At 65.8% G+C, this 13,476-nt stretch carries 15 protein-coding genes; 8 read left to right on the top strand and 7 right to left on the bottom strand.

Annotated features, from left to right (window positions below):
• The 5 genes from nadC to METLW3_RS0113645 form a co-directional block, all read right to left on the bottom strand.
• Complete coding sequence (nadC, locus tag METLW3_RS0113665; RefSeq protein ID WP_024880453.1) at positions 1–861, bottom strand: carboxylating nicotinate-nucleotide diphosphorylase; 861 nt, start codon at positions 859–861, stop codon at positions 1–3.
• Complete coding sequence (locus METLW3_RS0113660; RefSeq protein WP_036308926.1) at positions 858–2,399, bottom strand: L-aspartate oxidase; 1,542 nt, start codon at positions 2,397–2,399, stop codon at positions 858–860. Before METLW3_RS0113660 ends, nadC begins: the two co-directional genes overlap by 4 nt.
• Before the next feature lie 94 nt (positions 2,400–2,493).
• Positions 2,494–3,129: a DUF4202 domain-containing protein gene (locus tag METLW3_RS0113655; RefSeq protein WP_024880451.1), complete on the bottom strand. Its 636-nt coding sequence runs from the start codon at positions 3,127–3,129 to the stop codon at positions 2,494–2,496.
• A gap of 51 nt (positions 3,130–3,180) precedes the next feature.
• On the bottom strand, positions 3,181–4,266 hold the full coding sequence (nadA, locus tag METLW3_RS0113650; protein WP_024880450.1) for a quinolinate synthase NadA: 1,086 nt from the start codon (positions 4,264–4,266) through the stop codon (positions 3,181–3,183).
• 284 nt (positions 4,267–4,550) lie between these two features.
• Positions 4,551–5,042, bottom strand: a complete 492-nt coding sequence (locus METLW3_RS0113645; protein WP_024880449.1) for an SH3 domain-containing protein — start codon at positions 5,040–5,042, stop codon at positions 4,551–4,553.
• A 184-nt stretch (positions 5,043–5,226) separates the two neighbouring features.
• Between METLW3_RS0113645 and METLW3_RS0113640 the strand changes: the two genes are divergently transcribed.
• The 3 genes from METLW3_RS0113640 (at position 5,227) to METLW3_RS28255 (ending at position 6,991) form a co-directional block, all read left to right on the top strand.
• Complete coding sequence (locus tag METLW3_RS0113640; protein ID WP_024880448.1) at positions 5,227–6,174, top strand: aspartate carbamoyltransferase catalytic subunit; 948 nt, start codon at positions 5,227–5,229, stop codon at positions 6,172–6,174.
• Positions 6,175–6,210: 36 nt separating this feature from the next.
• The gene (locus tag METLW3_RS0113635) at positions 6,211–6,555 is read left to right on the top strand and encodes a hypothetical protein (RefSeq protein ID WP_024880447.1); all 345 of its coding nucleotides are present in this window, start codon (positions 6,211–6,213) and stop codon (positions 6,553–6,555) included.
• Between the two features lie 61 nt (positions 6,556–6,616).
• Positions 6,617–6,991, top strand: a complete 375-nt coding sequence (locus METLW3_RS28255; protein ID WP_134188075.1) for a hypothetical protein — start codon at positions 6,617–6,619, stop codon at positions 6,989–6,991.
• Positions 6,992–7,101: 110 nt separating this feature from the next.
• Here METLW3_RS28255 and cysK read toward each other — a convergent pair whose 3' ends face one another.
• Together cysK and METLW3_RS0113620 are read right to left on the bottom strand one after the other, a co-directional pair.
• The gene (gene cysK / locus METLW3_RS0113625) at positions 7,102–8,091 is read right to left on the bottom strand and encodes a cysteine synthase A (protein ID WP_024880445.1); all 990 of its coding nucleotides are present in this window, start codon (positions 8,089–8,091) and stop codon (positions 7,102–7,104) included.
• Between the two features lie 50 nt (positions 8,092–8,141).
• Positions 8,142–8,654, bottom strand: a complete 513-nt coding sequence (locus METLW3_RS0113620; protein ID WP_024880444.1) for an Lrp/AsnC family transcriptional regulator — start codon at positions 8,652–8,654, stop codon at positions 8,142–8,144.
• Positions 8,655–9,037: 383 nt separating this feature from the next.
• Between METLW3_RS0113620 and METLW3_RS0113615 the strand changes: the two genes are divergently transcribed.
• From METLW3_RS0113615 to METLW3_RS0113595, 5 genes are all read left to right on the top strand, one after another.
• Positions 9,038–9,499, top strand: a complete 462-nt coding sequence (locus METLW3_RS0113615) for an Rrf2 family transcriptional regulator (RefSeq protein ID WP_024880443.1) — start codon at positions 9,038–9,040, stop codon at positions 9,497–9,499.
• A gap of 227 nt (positions 9,500–9,726) precedes the next feature.
• The gene (locus tag METLW3_RS0113610; protein WP_024880442.1) at positions 9,727–10,449 is read left to right on the top strand and encodes a protein-L-isoaspartate O-methyltransferase; all 723 of its coding nucleotides are present in this window, start codon (positions 9,727–9,729) and stop codon (positions 10,447–10,449) included.
• A gap of 142 nt (positions 10,450–10,591) precedes the next feature.
• Positions 10,592–12,016, top strand: coding sequence for a TolC family outer membrane protein (locus METLW3_RS0113605; protein WP_024880441.1), 1,425 nt, complete (start codon positions 10,592–10,594; stop codon positions 12,014–12,016).
• A gap of 188 nt (positions 12,017–12,204) precedes the next feature.
• Complete coding sequence (locus METLW3_RS0113600; RefSeq protein ID WP_024880440.1) at positions 12,205–12,963, top strand: DUF2497 domain-containing protein; 759 nt, start codon at positions 12,205–12,207, stop codon at positions 12,961–12,963.
• Positions 12,964–13,007: 44 nt separating this feature from the next.
• Positions 13,008–13,361 (top strand): septum formation initiator family protein, encoded by a 354-nt coding sequence (locus tag METLW3_RS0113595; RefSeq protein ID WP_083967243.1) that lies wholly within the window; start codon positions 13,008–13,010, stop codon positions 13,359–13,361.
• The last annotated feature ends 115 nt before the right edge of the window (positions 13,362–13,476 follow it).

The following is a 13,476-nucleotide window of genomic DNA, read 5'->3' as shown; positions in this document are numbered from 1 at the left end:
TCAGCCGATCTCTATGTCGAGGCCGAGATCCAGCGTTTTCGCTGAATGCGTGAGCGCGCCGACGGAGATGAGATCGACGCCCGTCTCCGCGACAGCGGCGATCGTCTCCAGCGTGACGCCGCCGGAAGCTTCGGCGAGCATGCGTCCGCCGATCAGCGCGACCGCGGCGCGCAGCAGCTCGGGCGCCATATTGTCGAGCAGCACGATATCCGCGCCTTCGGCGAGGACCTCCTCGAGCTGCTCCAGCGTATCGACCTCTATCTCTATCTTCGTCATATGGCTGGCGAAGGCTTTGGCGGCGCGCAGCGCCCGGCCCACGCCGCCGGCGACGGCGATGTGATTGTCTTTGATCAGCAGCGCATCGTCGAGGCCGAAGCGGTGATTGGCGCCGCCGCCGCAGCGCACCGCATATTTCTCGAAAGCGCGCAGCAGCGGCGTCGTTTTGCGCGTGTCGCAGACCCTGGCTTTCGTATGCGCGATTTTTTCGGCGTAGCGCGCCGTGAGCGATGCGATGCCGCAGAGCCGGCCGAGAAAATTCAGAGCGACGCGTTCCGCCGAGAGAATGGCGCGGGCGGGGCCTTCGATATGGGCGAGCACATCGCCCTTGCCGACGCGCGCGCCATCCAGCATCGCGGGCCGGAAGGTGACGGCGGGATCGACGAGGCGAAAGGCGCAAGCCGCTACGCCGAGGCCCGCGACGATTCCATCCTCGCGCGCGGCGATGACAGCGCGGGCGCAGGCGGTCTCGGGGATCGTCGCCTGAGTGGTGATGTCGCCGGCGCGGCCGAAATCCTCGGCGAGAGCGGCGCGCACGACATCTTCGACGAGCGGAGCGGGGAGCGTCCAGGGGGCGGCCGTCATTGCAGCGCCTCCTCGGCGATGGCGCGCGCTTGCGCCATTGTCATATAGGAGCGATGCGCGAGAGCGTCCTCCGCCTGCGGAAAATCCGAGCGGAAATGCGCGCCGCGACTCTCGCGCCGCGCCAGCGCCGCGCTCGTCACCAATAGCGCGGTCAGCGCCATATTTCGCAATTGCGCGTGAGGCGTTTCCGCCTCTATGCGCAGAATCGCCCGCGCCGCGCGCGTGAGCCCTATCGCATCTCGGATGACGCCGACATCGCGCGCCATCACATCGCGCAGCTCGTTGACGAGCCCTTGCTCGGGCGCGTCTGTTGCGTCCGGCGACGGGGCAGGGGCGTGCGCAGCCTCGACATTCTGCTCGCCGATATCGTTTGCGATGCGCGCCGCGAACACCACCGCCTCGAGCAGGGAGTTGGAGGCGAGGCGATTGGCTCCATGCACGCCGGTGGAGGCGACTTCTCCGGCCGCCCAGAGTCCGGCGAGCGACGTCCGCCCGCGCGCGTCGGTGGCGACGCCGCCCATATGATAATGCGCGGCGGGCGCGATCGGGATCGGCGCCGTCACTGGATCGACGCCGCCGGCCATGCAGCTCGCATAGACGGTTGGAAAGCGCGCGGGGAACTCCGCGCCAACCGTGGCGCGCGCATCGAGAAAAGCGCCGCCTCCGGCCGCGATGGAAGCGAAGACGCCACGCGCGACGATATCGCGCGGCGCGAGCTCGGCGGCGGGGTCGATCTCGGCCATGAAGCGATGGCCAGAGCGATCGACGATGATCGCGCCTTCGCCGCGCAGCGATTCCGTCGCCAGAGGCGCCGGATCGACGCCTATGTCGATCGCGGTCGGATGGAATTGCACGAATTCCGCATCGGCGACGAGCGCTCCGGCGCGCGCCGCCATTGCGAGGCCGATTCCGCGCGCCTCATTCGGATTGGTGGTGACGCGATAGAGGTGGCCGATTCCACCCGTCGCCATCACTGTGGCGGGCGAGAGAAAATCGCGCAGCAGGCCGTCGCGGCCGCGTGCGCGCAGGCCGATGACGCGGCCGTCATGGGTCAGCAATTCCTGCGCGGAAAAGCCTTCCAATAATTCGATCGAGGGCGTCGCGCGGACGGCGGCGACGAGCGTCTCCATTATCGCGCGGCCGGCCGTGTCGCCCTTCACGCGCACGATGCGCCGCTCGGAATGGGCAGCCTCGCGCGAGGGCGTGAATTTGCCGTCGGCGCGATCGAAGGGCACGCCATAGGAGAGCAGGTCTTCGATGCGCGCGCGGGCTTCGCGCGCCATGCCGAGCGCGACTTCTGCATCGACGATGCCGGCGCCTGCCTTCAGCGTGTCCTCGGCGTGGCGCTCTGGCGAATCCGTGTCGAGCACCGCCGCCGCGACGCCGCCCTGCGCCCAGAAGGAGGCCGCGCCTTCGTCGATGGAGCCCGGCGTCAGCACAGCGACGCGACGCGGCGCGAGCTTCAATGCGCAGAAGAGGCCGGCGAGGCCGCCGCCGACGATGAGGATGGGAGAAGACTGCGTCACTGCGAGCCCCATGCGCGCGGCGCGTTGCGCGAAAATTCGATGACACGCCGAATCTGCGCCCTCTCCCGCGAAGCGGGGGAGGAGTGGGGAGGGGGCGCGGCGGTCATTAGTCGATCGCTACGGTTGCGAGCTTGGCGAGCGCCTCGCTCTCCTTGGCGATCGCCGCCGCCACCAGCGTGCGCGTGCGCTCCGGCAAGGGCAGGGCGAGCGCCGCGCCATGGCCCTTGGGCGACATTTTGCACAGCGTCTTGCCGAGGATGTCGACGATCTTCTCATCGTCGTAATCTTTGTATTTCTCGTGGAAATCGTCGAAATAATGCTCGAGGAAGACGATTGCCGCGACATTCTCCAACGCCTGGGAGTCGCGGTCCTTCTTCAGCTTCTCCTTGCGGATGATCGCGCCGACGTGAGCGATCTCTTCTTCCTCATAGCCCTGCGCGCGCATGAGCTCGCCGACGAGGCGCGCGTGATGCACGCGGCACTCCTTGCGCCAATCATTATAGCCGTGGCGGCCGAGCGGAAAATTCTCGCGCGGAATGTCCCAGCGGCGCAAATGTTGCGCGCGCGTCGCGATTTGCAGCAGTTCCGAGGCCTCGGGATAGAGCGCGGAGAGGCGCGCCGTCATGCGCTCGGCATAGACGATCTCGAAAGCGCGCTCGGCGCCGTCGATCGTCACCTTGCGCGGATCGTCGGCGTTGGCGGCGTCGATCGCTGCGATCAAAGCCTCGTATCGAGCCGTCATGGCCGCGCTCCTTGAAGTATCCCTCTCCCGCAAGCGGGAGAAGGGCGTCCATCAACCCAGATCGATCATCCGCTGCACGGAGACGCGCGCGCGCGCGGCGATCAGCGGATCGACCGTCACCTCTTCGCGAATATGGACCAGCGCGTCGAGAATCTTCGGCAGTGTGATGCGCTTCATATGCGGGCAGAAATTGCAGGGGCGGATGAACTCGGTGCCCGTCGTCTCGGCGGCGACATTGTCGGCCATGGAGCATTCGGTCACGAGCAGCACGCGCGCCGGCTTTTTCGTGCGCACATAATCGATCATCGCCGCGGTCGAGCCGGCGAAATCGGAAATCTCCACCACCTCGCGCGGACATTCGGGATGGGCGATGATCTTCACGCCCGGATGATCGGCGCGATAGGTCTCGAGCTCTTCCGCGGTGAAGCGCTCATGCACTTCGCAGGCGCCGCGCCAGGCGATGATCTTCACCTTGGTCTGCGCGGCGACATTCTCCGCGAGATAGCGGTCCGGCAGCATGATGACGCGATCGGAGCCGAGGCTCTCGACGACCTTCAGCGCATTGGAGGAGGTGCAGCAAATGTCGACCTCCGCCTTCACTTCGGCGGAAGTGTTGACATAGGCGACGATCGGCACGCCCGGATATTCGGCGCGCAGCGCGCGAACGTCGGCGGCGGTGATGGAGGCGGCGAGCGAGCAGCCGGCCTCGAGATCGGGCATCAGCACCACTTTCTCGGGGCTCAGAATCTTGGAGGTCTCGGCCATGAAATGCACGCCTCCCTGCACGATGATCTCGGCGTCCGAGGAGGCGGCGAGCTTGGCGAGCTGCAGGCTGTCGCCGACGAAATCGGCGACGCAGTGATAGATCTCCGGCGTCTGATAGTTGTGGGCGAGGATGACGGCGTTGCGTTCCCGCTTCAGCTCGTTGATCGCCTTCACATAAGGCGCATGGAAGGCCCATTCGATCGCCGGCATGACCTTCGCCACCCGCTCATAGAGATGGGCGGTCGCGGTCTCGACCTCCTTGTTCCAGGCGAGATTGGGCATGGGCAGCACCGGAAAGCGCTGCTCCGCTCCGACGAGCGCGCCGATGGCGGGCGCATCGAGGCGCTTCTTCTCGGGGAAGGTGAGGGTCATGGACCTTGCTCCATCCTCACTTATGCTCAATTCGAGCATAAGTCGGTCGATCAAAAACTCCTTCGGGCGCCGCCCGATGGAGGCTTATTTTGTAGCTTAAGTGTCATGGCGGGATTGAGCAACCCTCGCCAACCACTCTTCGCGCTACAGATATGCTCGCACTGAGCATATGTCAATCGGCTCGAGGGCGCGTGAGCGGGCATCGTCTAAGATAGTCTTGCGAGAGCATAAGCGCGAGAAAAAGCCCGCGGCCGCGGGCTGTCTCGTCGCGGGGGGAAATCTCTTTAGCGGGCGAAGACCGCGCCCTTCCGCTTCAGATAATTGCGGTCCACATAGCCGGACTTGCCCTCATAGGTGACTTTGCACCAGCTGGTCATCCAGCCCTTTTGGCAAGCGGACGCCGCAACCTTCTGGCCCGGCGGGATCTTGGCGACCACCTTCCAATTTCCGCCGGGGCCGGAGCGCACGGCCGTGGTGTCGCGGGTGACGAGCGGCGCGACGACGACATTCTTCATCGTCGGCTCGAGCGTGTTGGCGGCGACGAAGCCGCGCTTGCCCTTGTAGCGGATCTGGCACCAATCGTGTTTCCAGCCCGGCCCGCAATTGTCGAGCCGGATTTTGGCGCCGGCCGGGATTTGGGCGATGACCGGCCAGCGCGCGCCGGGGCCGGAGCGCATGTTGGAGAAGTCCGTGGCGACGGTGGTCGCCGCCATGGCCGTGGCGGCGCAGAGGGAGAGGGCCGCCGCGAGGAGCGGCGAGCCGAGCCGAATGTGCATGGCGATCTCCTGTTTCGCGAAGAATTCTGGGAAAGAGCGTCTCTGAGACGGGCAAAAACGAGAACTCTTTTTCATCCCCTTTGGTTCCGCCGTCGCTTTCGAGCGATCGTCTCGAGGATTTCTCAACCATGAGCGTCCGGCGGGAAGGCTGGCCAGCGCGTGGGAAACTGTTATAGACGGCGGCATGCCGCAAAAACCGCATCCCGCTTTTCCGCACCGCCATCTGCTCGGCATAGAGGGGCTGTCGCGCATCGACATTCTCACTCTGCTCGACATGGCCGAGGAGGCGATCGAGGTCTCCCGCCAGGTGGAGAAGAAGCGCGCTACTCTGCGCGGCCGCACCCAGGTCAATCTTTTCTACGAATCTTCCACCCGCACGCAGGCTTCATTCGAGATCGCAGGCAAAAGGCTCGGCGCCGACGTCATGAACATGTCGGTCGCCAATTCCTCGGAGAAGAAGGGCGAGACGCTGCTCGACACGGCGATGACGCTCAACGCCATGCGGCCGGATATTCTGGTGGTGCGCCACGCCCGCGCCGGCGCCGTGCATCTGCTGGCGCGCAAGGTCGATTGCGCCGTGGTCAACGCTGGCGACGGCGCCCATGAGCATCCGACGCAGGCGCTGCTGGACGCGCTGACGATCCGCCGCCACAAGGGCCGCATCGAGGGGCTGACGGTGGCGATCTGCGGCGATGTGCTGCATTCGCGCGTCGCGCGTTCCAACATCATTCTGCTGAGCGCGCTGGGCGCGCGGCTGCGCGCGGTCGGCCCCTCCACTCTCGCGCCCGATTCGCTGTCGCGGCTCGGCGTCGAAGTGTTCCACGACATGCGGACGGGGCTCGCCGGCGCGGACATAGTGATGATGCTGAGGCTGCAACGCGAGCGCATGAATGGCGCCTTCGTGCCGAGCAGCCGCGAATATTTCCATTTCTTCGGTCTCGACGAGGAGAAGCTCGCCTATGCCGCGCCCGATGCGCTGGTGATGCATCCAGGCCCGATGAATCGCGGCGTCGAGATCGACTCGAGCGTGGCCGATGGCCCCCGCTCGCTCATCAGAGATCAGGTGGAAATGGGCGTCGCCGTGCGCATGGCGGTGCTGGAGGCGCTCGCGCAGCATCTGCCGAATGTGTAGTATGCGCGTGTTTCGTCGATCGCAGAGGGGCGCCGCATGGTCTTGGTCGTTCGCCTGATCACATTGTTCTTCGAAGGCCTGTTGCAGCAGTTCATCAATGGCGTCGGCGTCGTCGCCCTGATGGTCGCGCTCACGATCGGCTTTTTTCGCCTGTCCTGGTGGAAGACCGTGCTGATCCTCACCTTCATCTTCGGCTTCGGCGTCGAATATCTCTTCGAAGGCTGGATCAAATTCTCCGACAAGGCGGAGAGCGCCAGCGAGCGCTGGCCCTGGATGCTGCTGATCTATTTCTTCATCGTCTTCGTCGCTTATTGGAGCGGCCGCTTCGGTCGTCGCCATTTGGAGCGACGCGGCAAGGCGGCGCCGCCGCATGTGACGTGAACGGCCGGGATTACGGCTTTCGAACCCGAATTCGCAGCTGCGCCTTTCCTTCGATCAGCCTTTGCTGGTCGAAGGAGCCTGTGGCGACGGCCAGATATGCGTGGCCCTGCTCGACGATTTCGCGCAATCCCGCGAACGGGCTGAACAGGTCGGAGGCGACGACGATATCGTCGATCGTAACATCCGTTCGGCGCAGCTTGTGATCGGTCGAAAATTTCTCGATCCGCGACAGCTCGTCGCGCGAAAAATAAAACTCGACCATCATCGACGACGCGTCGATCGTCGGAGGAAGTCCCGTCGTGTCGGGGTGCAACTGCTGGATATTCAAGAATTCGACTTTTTCGTAACGCAAGAGGAGCGTGTCTTCGGCCACGCCGGGCGCCGCGCCTTTCGGCTCGTCGAGCGCCGCGTGAAGAATGACCGGAATCGCGCATAAGGCGGCGAAAAACGCGATCGCGCGACTGCGAGCGGCGTTCGGCATGTTCGAAGCTCCTCGACCTCGAAGCGGCGCGACCCGAACCGATGTCCGGATCGCGCCCGCCGGGATCAGACGCCTTCGAACAGCGCGGTCGAGAGATAGCGCTCCGCGAAGTCGGGGATGATCAGCACGATATTCTTGCCCTCGGCCTCCGGACGCGCGGCGATTTCGAGCGCGGCCGCGACGGCGGCGCCGGACGAGATGCCGACCGGAATGCCTTCGAATTTGGCGAGCTGGCGCGCTGTGTCGAAGGCCGTCTGATTGCCGATGGTGATGATCTCGTCGATGACCGTGCGGTCGAGGATCGGCGGCACGAAGCCCGGGCCGATGCCCTGAATCTTATGCGGTCCCGGCGGACGGCCGGAGAGCACCGCCGAATCCTCGGGCTCCACGGCGACGACCTTGAGGCCGGGCCGGCGCGGCTTCAGCACCTGGCCGACGCCGGTGATCGTGCCGCCCGTGCCGACGCCGGAGACGAAGTAATCGACCTCTCCTTTGGTGTCGTTCCAGATTTCCTCGGCCGTCGTGATCCGGTGGATCTCGGGATTGGCCGGATTCTCGAATTGCTGCGGAATGACCGCGTCGGGATTTTCGGCGGCGAGCTCGGTGGCCTTGGCCACGGCGCCCTTCATGCCCTGCGCGGCGGGCGTCAGCACCAGCTCGGCGCCGAGCACGGCGAGAATGCGCCGACGCTCGATCGACATGGATTCCGGCATCACCAGAACGAGGCGGTAGCCGCGCGCGGCGGCGACGAAGGCGAGCGCTATGCCGGTGTTGCCGGAGGTCGGCTCGATGAGCAGATTGCGGCCCGGCGCGATGCGGCCGCTCTTCTCCAGCGAGTCGATGAGATTGACGCCGATGCGGTCTTTCACGCTGGCGAGCGGATTGAAGAATTCGAGCTTGCCGAGAAGATTGGCTTTGACGCCCTTCTCTTTGGCGAGACGGTCGAAACGCACCAGCGGAGTATCGCCGAGGGTCTGCGTGATCGAATCATAAATGCGGCCGCGCCCCGGTTTTTCCGAAGGGATGTAAATCGGCGCCGATACTGCCTCTGACATGAGTTGCTCCTCGAATATAGTGTTGGTCGCTGACGCGCTTGTCGCAGAGCTTATCCTGCAACGGCTTCTTCGGCCACCCGGCGCGCGCGGGGAAAAGCGATGGGCGGGGCGGTTTCCAGCGGCAGAGCGGTCGTCGCCTTGATCCGCTCCATGGCGAAGCGCGACACGACATTGCGCAGAGGCGCGACCGCGATCAGCCGCTTGTAGAATTCGTCGAAGGCGACCATGTCGGACACGACCACGCGCAGCATGTAATCGACGTCGCCGGCCATGCGATAGAACTCCACCACCTCCGGCATAGCCGCGACGGCGCCGGTGAAGCGGTCGAGCCAGGCGTCCGAATGCTCGCCGGCCACGATGGAGACATAGACGCTGAGGCCGAGGCCGAGCTTCTCGGGCGAGAGCAGGGCGACCCGGCCCTGCAGAACGCCGCTCGCCTCCAGCCGCTGAATGCGCTTCCAGCAGGGCGTTTGCGACAGCCCGACCTGCGCCGCTATGTCGGCGATGGAGAGGGAGGCGTCCTCCTGCAGAATCGAAAGAATGTGCCGATCGATGGCGTCCATTGGCTCGTCCGTGGCGTTCGAGAATGATTTTCCTATAGTCCACAAAAATACTATAACATGTCAAGGTAAGAAGCGACGCTCGAGCCGGTCGGCCGCGGCTGTGACCCTAGCGTTACGCATCCTCGGCCTGGCCGCCGAATTCGCGCGTCGAGGGCGGCGAGGCGGTCGGCGCGCCGGCGAATGAGCTTTCGGTCTGATTTTTCGATGTATTTTATAGGCTGTAGAAGAAAAATGTCATTCGGCCCCGCGCGCCGGCGGGCGCCGGGGAGTGGGTCGCGAGTGGACAATGGGCGCGCAATGGCGCCATTTTGCTGTAGAATCCGTTCGCCGGAGAAAAATTAACCCCTGACGCCGGCGAGGCGGATGCGAGGAGACGCCGCTCGATGTTGACGAAGAAAGCGAAATACGGATTGAAGGCGATGGTCTATCTGGCCGGCTTCGAGCCGGGGCGGACGGCGCTCGTCACCGATATCGCCGCGGCGAATCAAATCCCCAAGAAATTTCTCGACGCCATCCTCGGCGAGCTGCGCAACGCCGGCTTCGTCCATTCCAAGAAGGGGAAGGGCGGCGGCTACACGCTGGCGCGCGCGCCCCAGGAGATACGCGTCGGGAACATCATAAGGGTGCTGGACGGGCCGCTGGCGCCGATCCAATGCGCCAGCCGCACGGTCTATCGCCGCTGCGACGATTGCGAGGACGAGGCCCGCTGCACCGTGCGGCTGCTGATGCTGGAAGCCCGCGACGCCATCGCCAATGTGCTGGACAATCGCACGCTGGCGCAGATGCGCGCCCTCGCCCAGGACGATCCCGCCGGCGCTTTGCTCGGCGAGCTCGAGCGGAATTGAGGGGGGAACGCGCCGGGCCGCCATGGACATGGGCGCGGCGCGAACCTATAAAGCGCACGGCCGAGCTCTTGCAGCGCGGCGAAGCGAATGCGTTCGGCGAGAGGTGCCGGCCCGTCCGAACGCCTTCTTTGGAATTTTGGCGTCTTTCATGAGGCGGGGCGCCCGCGGCGGACCGGCGGCCGTCGTCGAGACCCCCCGCGAGAGGCCGGCGCGACGCCGGAAGGTCGATGGCCGAAGCTGCTGAGCTCCACGCAGAGACGAATTCGCAACAAGGCGCGGCGACCGCGACCCTGCGCCAGACGATGGTCGAGCGGCAGCTGCGCACATTCGATGTGACGGATTTGCCGCTGCTGCGGCGCTTCCTCGCCGTGCCGCGCGAGCTCTTCCTGCCGCACGATCTCGCCCCGCTCGCCTATTCCGATCTCGCGCTGACGCTCGAGGACGAGAATGGCCGTCCCGGCCGGGCGCTGCTGCCGCCGCTGGTGCTCGCCCGCCTGCTGCAGGACGCCGGCATTCGCGAGACCGATCGCGTGCTCGATATCGCCGGCGGCACTTTCTACTCCTCGGCGCTGCTGTCGCCGCTGGCGCGCGAGATCGTCGCCCTCGAGGACGACGCCCGCCTCACGGCGACGGCGCGCTCCTATCTGCAATTCATCGGCGCGACCAATGTGCGCGTCGAGACCGGCCCGCTCACGGCCGGCGTTCCCGCCGCCGCGCCCTTCGACGTCATCGTCGTGCAAGGCGCGGTCGAGGAGGGGCTCGATCGTCTCTTCGAGCAGCTCACCCCTGACGGCCGGCTGCTCGCCATCGCCAAGGCGGAGCCGGACGCCGGCTGGGCCGTCACCCGCTTCGACCGCTCCGGCGGCGCTCCGGCCGGCGCGCGCGCTTTGTTCGACGCTTCCGCTCCCGTTCTGGAGGGCTTTGAAAAAGCGCCGGGTTTCGTGTTCTGAGGGCGATCAGTCCAAAGCCTTCGTTGTTTCGGCTTGGATTCACCCTGTTTCGAGCGTCGTGTTCCGTGAGTAGGCCGTAGGGCTCGCCCCGCGCTCTCGTCGAGCGCCGGGCGCGCTTTGTTCCAGAGCGGGTCTTTGTGGAATGCGTATCGTCGAATTGCGTCCGTCGTCCTGGCTCGGGCTTTGGCTTTTGGCCCTCGGCCTCGCGGCTCCGTCCGCCGCCGGCGCGGAGACGCTGAAGGAGGCGCTGGCGCGCGCCTATCGCGGCAATCCAGACATGAATCAGCAGCGCGCCAATGTGCGCGCCAAGGACGAGGACGCGCCCAAGGCCGCCGCCGGAATGCGTCCCAAAGCGAGCATTTCGGCGAGCGCCGGGCCGCAGAACTCCAACATCAAGATTCCGGCCGGCCGCAGCCAGCTGACCGGCCAGCGCACCTATATGTATGACGAATATGTCGGCTATCCGCGCGGCGCCACGCTGAGCCTGTCGCAGACTCTCTATGACGGCGGCCGCACCGGCAATTCCGTGCGTCAGGCCGAATCGGGCGTCTACGCCGCGCGCGAGGGGATGCGGCTCACCGAGCAGGCGACGCTGCAGAATGGCGCAACCGCCTATATGAATGTTCTGCGCGACACGGCGGTGCTCGATCTGCGCAAGAACAATGTCGCCGTGCTGGAGCAGCAGCTCGAGCGCACGCGGGATCGATTCGCAGTGGGCGAGGTGACGCGCACCGATGTCGCCCAGGCCGAATCGACTCTCGCTCAGGCGCGCACCGAGCTCTATGGCGCCCAGGGGCAATTGAAGACCAGCGTCGCCACTTATCGCCAGATCATCGGCGCCGAGGCGAAAAATCTGCAGCCGGCGCAATCGGTCGAATCGCTGTTGCCGAAATCGCTCGATCAGGCGATCGCCGTCGCCATCGTCGAGCATCCGGGCGTCGTCGCCGCGCAGCATCAGGTGGATGTCGCCGCTTCTGCGGTGAAGGTGGCGGAAGGCGCGCTGGCGCCGACTCTCTCGGTCGCCGCGCAGCTATCGCAGCAATATGATTCCTTTCTGGGATCGCCCGCGACTCGGCAATTCTCCGCCGGCGCGAGCGGACGGCTCGACGTGCCGATCTATCAGGGCGGCTCCGAATACGCATCGATTCGACAAGCCAAGGAGCAATTGGGCCAGGCGCGCTTCAACGCCGATCTGCAGCGCGACAGCGTGCGCGCCAGCGTCGTCTCCAGCTATGCGCAGCTCGACACTGCGCGCGCTTCGATTCTCTCCGGTCAAGCTGCTGTCAAGGCGGCGGAAATCGCTCTGCGCGGCGTGCGCGAGGAGGCGCAGGTCGGACAGCGCACCACGCTCGATGTGCTCAATGCGCAATATGCGCTGCTCAATGCGCGCGTCTCGCTCATCATCGCGCAGCGCGAGCGCGTCGTCGCGTCTTACGCGGCGCTCGGCTCCATCGGGCGCCTCTCGGCCGACAGCTTGAAGCTCGATGTCGTCGCTTATGATCCGACGACGCATTTCGAGCAGGTGCGCGGCATGTGGATCGGCGTCGACACGCCCGCCGAGCGCTGAGCGCCGCGCGATAAGGCCGCGCTGCGTAAAAAATCGTGTGCAAACTCCCTTACGCACAACCCCTGTGGTTTTACCAAAGGGGGGAATCATCGGATGATGCGACTCGACGCTCGAAGTGAGCGGACAAGAATAGCGCGCGGCGATGATATTGCGGAGCCGTCGCCGCGAGACGGGAAGCAGCACATCTCATGAGCGCAGTGAACGCTTCGATCACCGCGCCGGCGCTCGACGCCGAGCGCCGGTCGCACGAGCCGTCGATGGAGGAGATCCTCGCATCGATCCGGCGCATCATCGCCGACGACGACGCTTTGCCGGCCGCGAGGCGCGACAAGGAGAAGCGCCCGGCCGAGCCGCCGCAGCGCGAGGAGGCGCCGCTCGCGCCTGCGCCCGCCGCGCGCGCGCCTGTGGCCGCTCGTCCCGCGGCCCCTGCGCCGGTCGTCGCCGCGCCGGCTCCCGTCTCCGTTCCCGCGGTCGAGCCCGCCAAGCCCGCCGATTTCTGGCTGCGGCCGTCCGCCGCTCCCGAAGAGGAAGCCGCGCCGGCTCCCGAATCGGCGGATCAGAGCCGCTGGTCCGAGGACACGGCGGAGGAGGTCGTCGATGAAACGCTCGACGAGCCCGTCGTCGCGGCGGCCGAGGAGCCCTATGTGCAGGACATAGCGGATGAGCCGGTCGAGGAGCAGATGATCGCGAGCATCGAGCCGAGCCCGTTCGAGCCTGCCAATGACGATCCGACGCCGCTGGTCTCGACCGATGCGGCCATGTCGATCGGCGCGCATTTCCAGGCGCTGGCGGCGAGCATCGTCATCAGCGAGGCCGATCTCATCGAGCGCTATGCTCAGGACATGCTACGGCCCATGCTGAAGCAATGGCTCGACGACAATCTTCCGCATCTCGTCGAGCGCCTCGTGCGCGCGGAGATCGAGCGGGTGGCGCGCGGGCGGCGCTGACCGCCCGATTCGGCGAGACCCAGGCCGTTAACGGCGCTTATACAATGTTCGCGCAAAGTGGCGGCATGTTCGCTCGTCATGTTCTGCGCTCCTTTGTGATCCCCCTGCTGCTCTACGGAGCGGCGGGGCTCGTGGCGAGCTATTTCGTCTGGCACGGCGTCAATGGCCAGCGCGGGCTCAAGACCGGCGTCGAATATGAGCAGCGCATCGCCGAGCTGCGCGCCGAGCTCGGCGGGCTGAAGGCCGAGCGTTCCCAATGGGAGCGTAAGCTGGCGCTGGTGCGCGGCGATGTCGTCGACGCCGATATTCTGGACGAGGAGGCGCGCCTGGTGCTCGGCCGCGCGCATCGCAACGACATTGTAATCCTCACGCCGCCTGCGTCGCCGACGCGTCGCTGAGGACAGCGCCGCGAGACGGCTCGTTTTCGGCGCGCGCTCGAGCTATTCTGCCGAAGGCGGAGCCCTCGCCGCGATGCGGGAGGGACGAGGGCTCGCTCTTCGCCTCACGCGCTCC

Source organism: Methylosinus sp. LW3 (assembly GCF_000527115.1).
Taxonomy (GTDB): domain Bacteria; phylum Pseudomonadota; class Alphaproteobacteria; order Rhizobiales; family Beijerinckiaceae; genus Methylosinus.
This window is presented reverse-complemented; position numbering and strand designations above follow the sequence as displayed.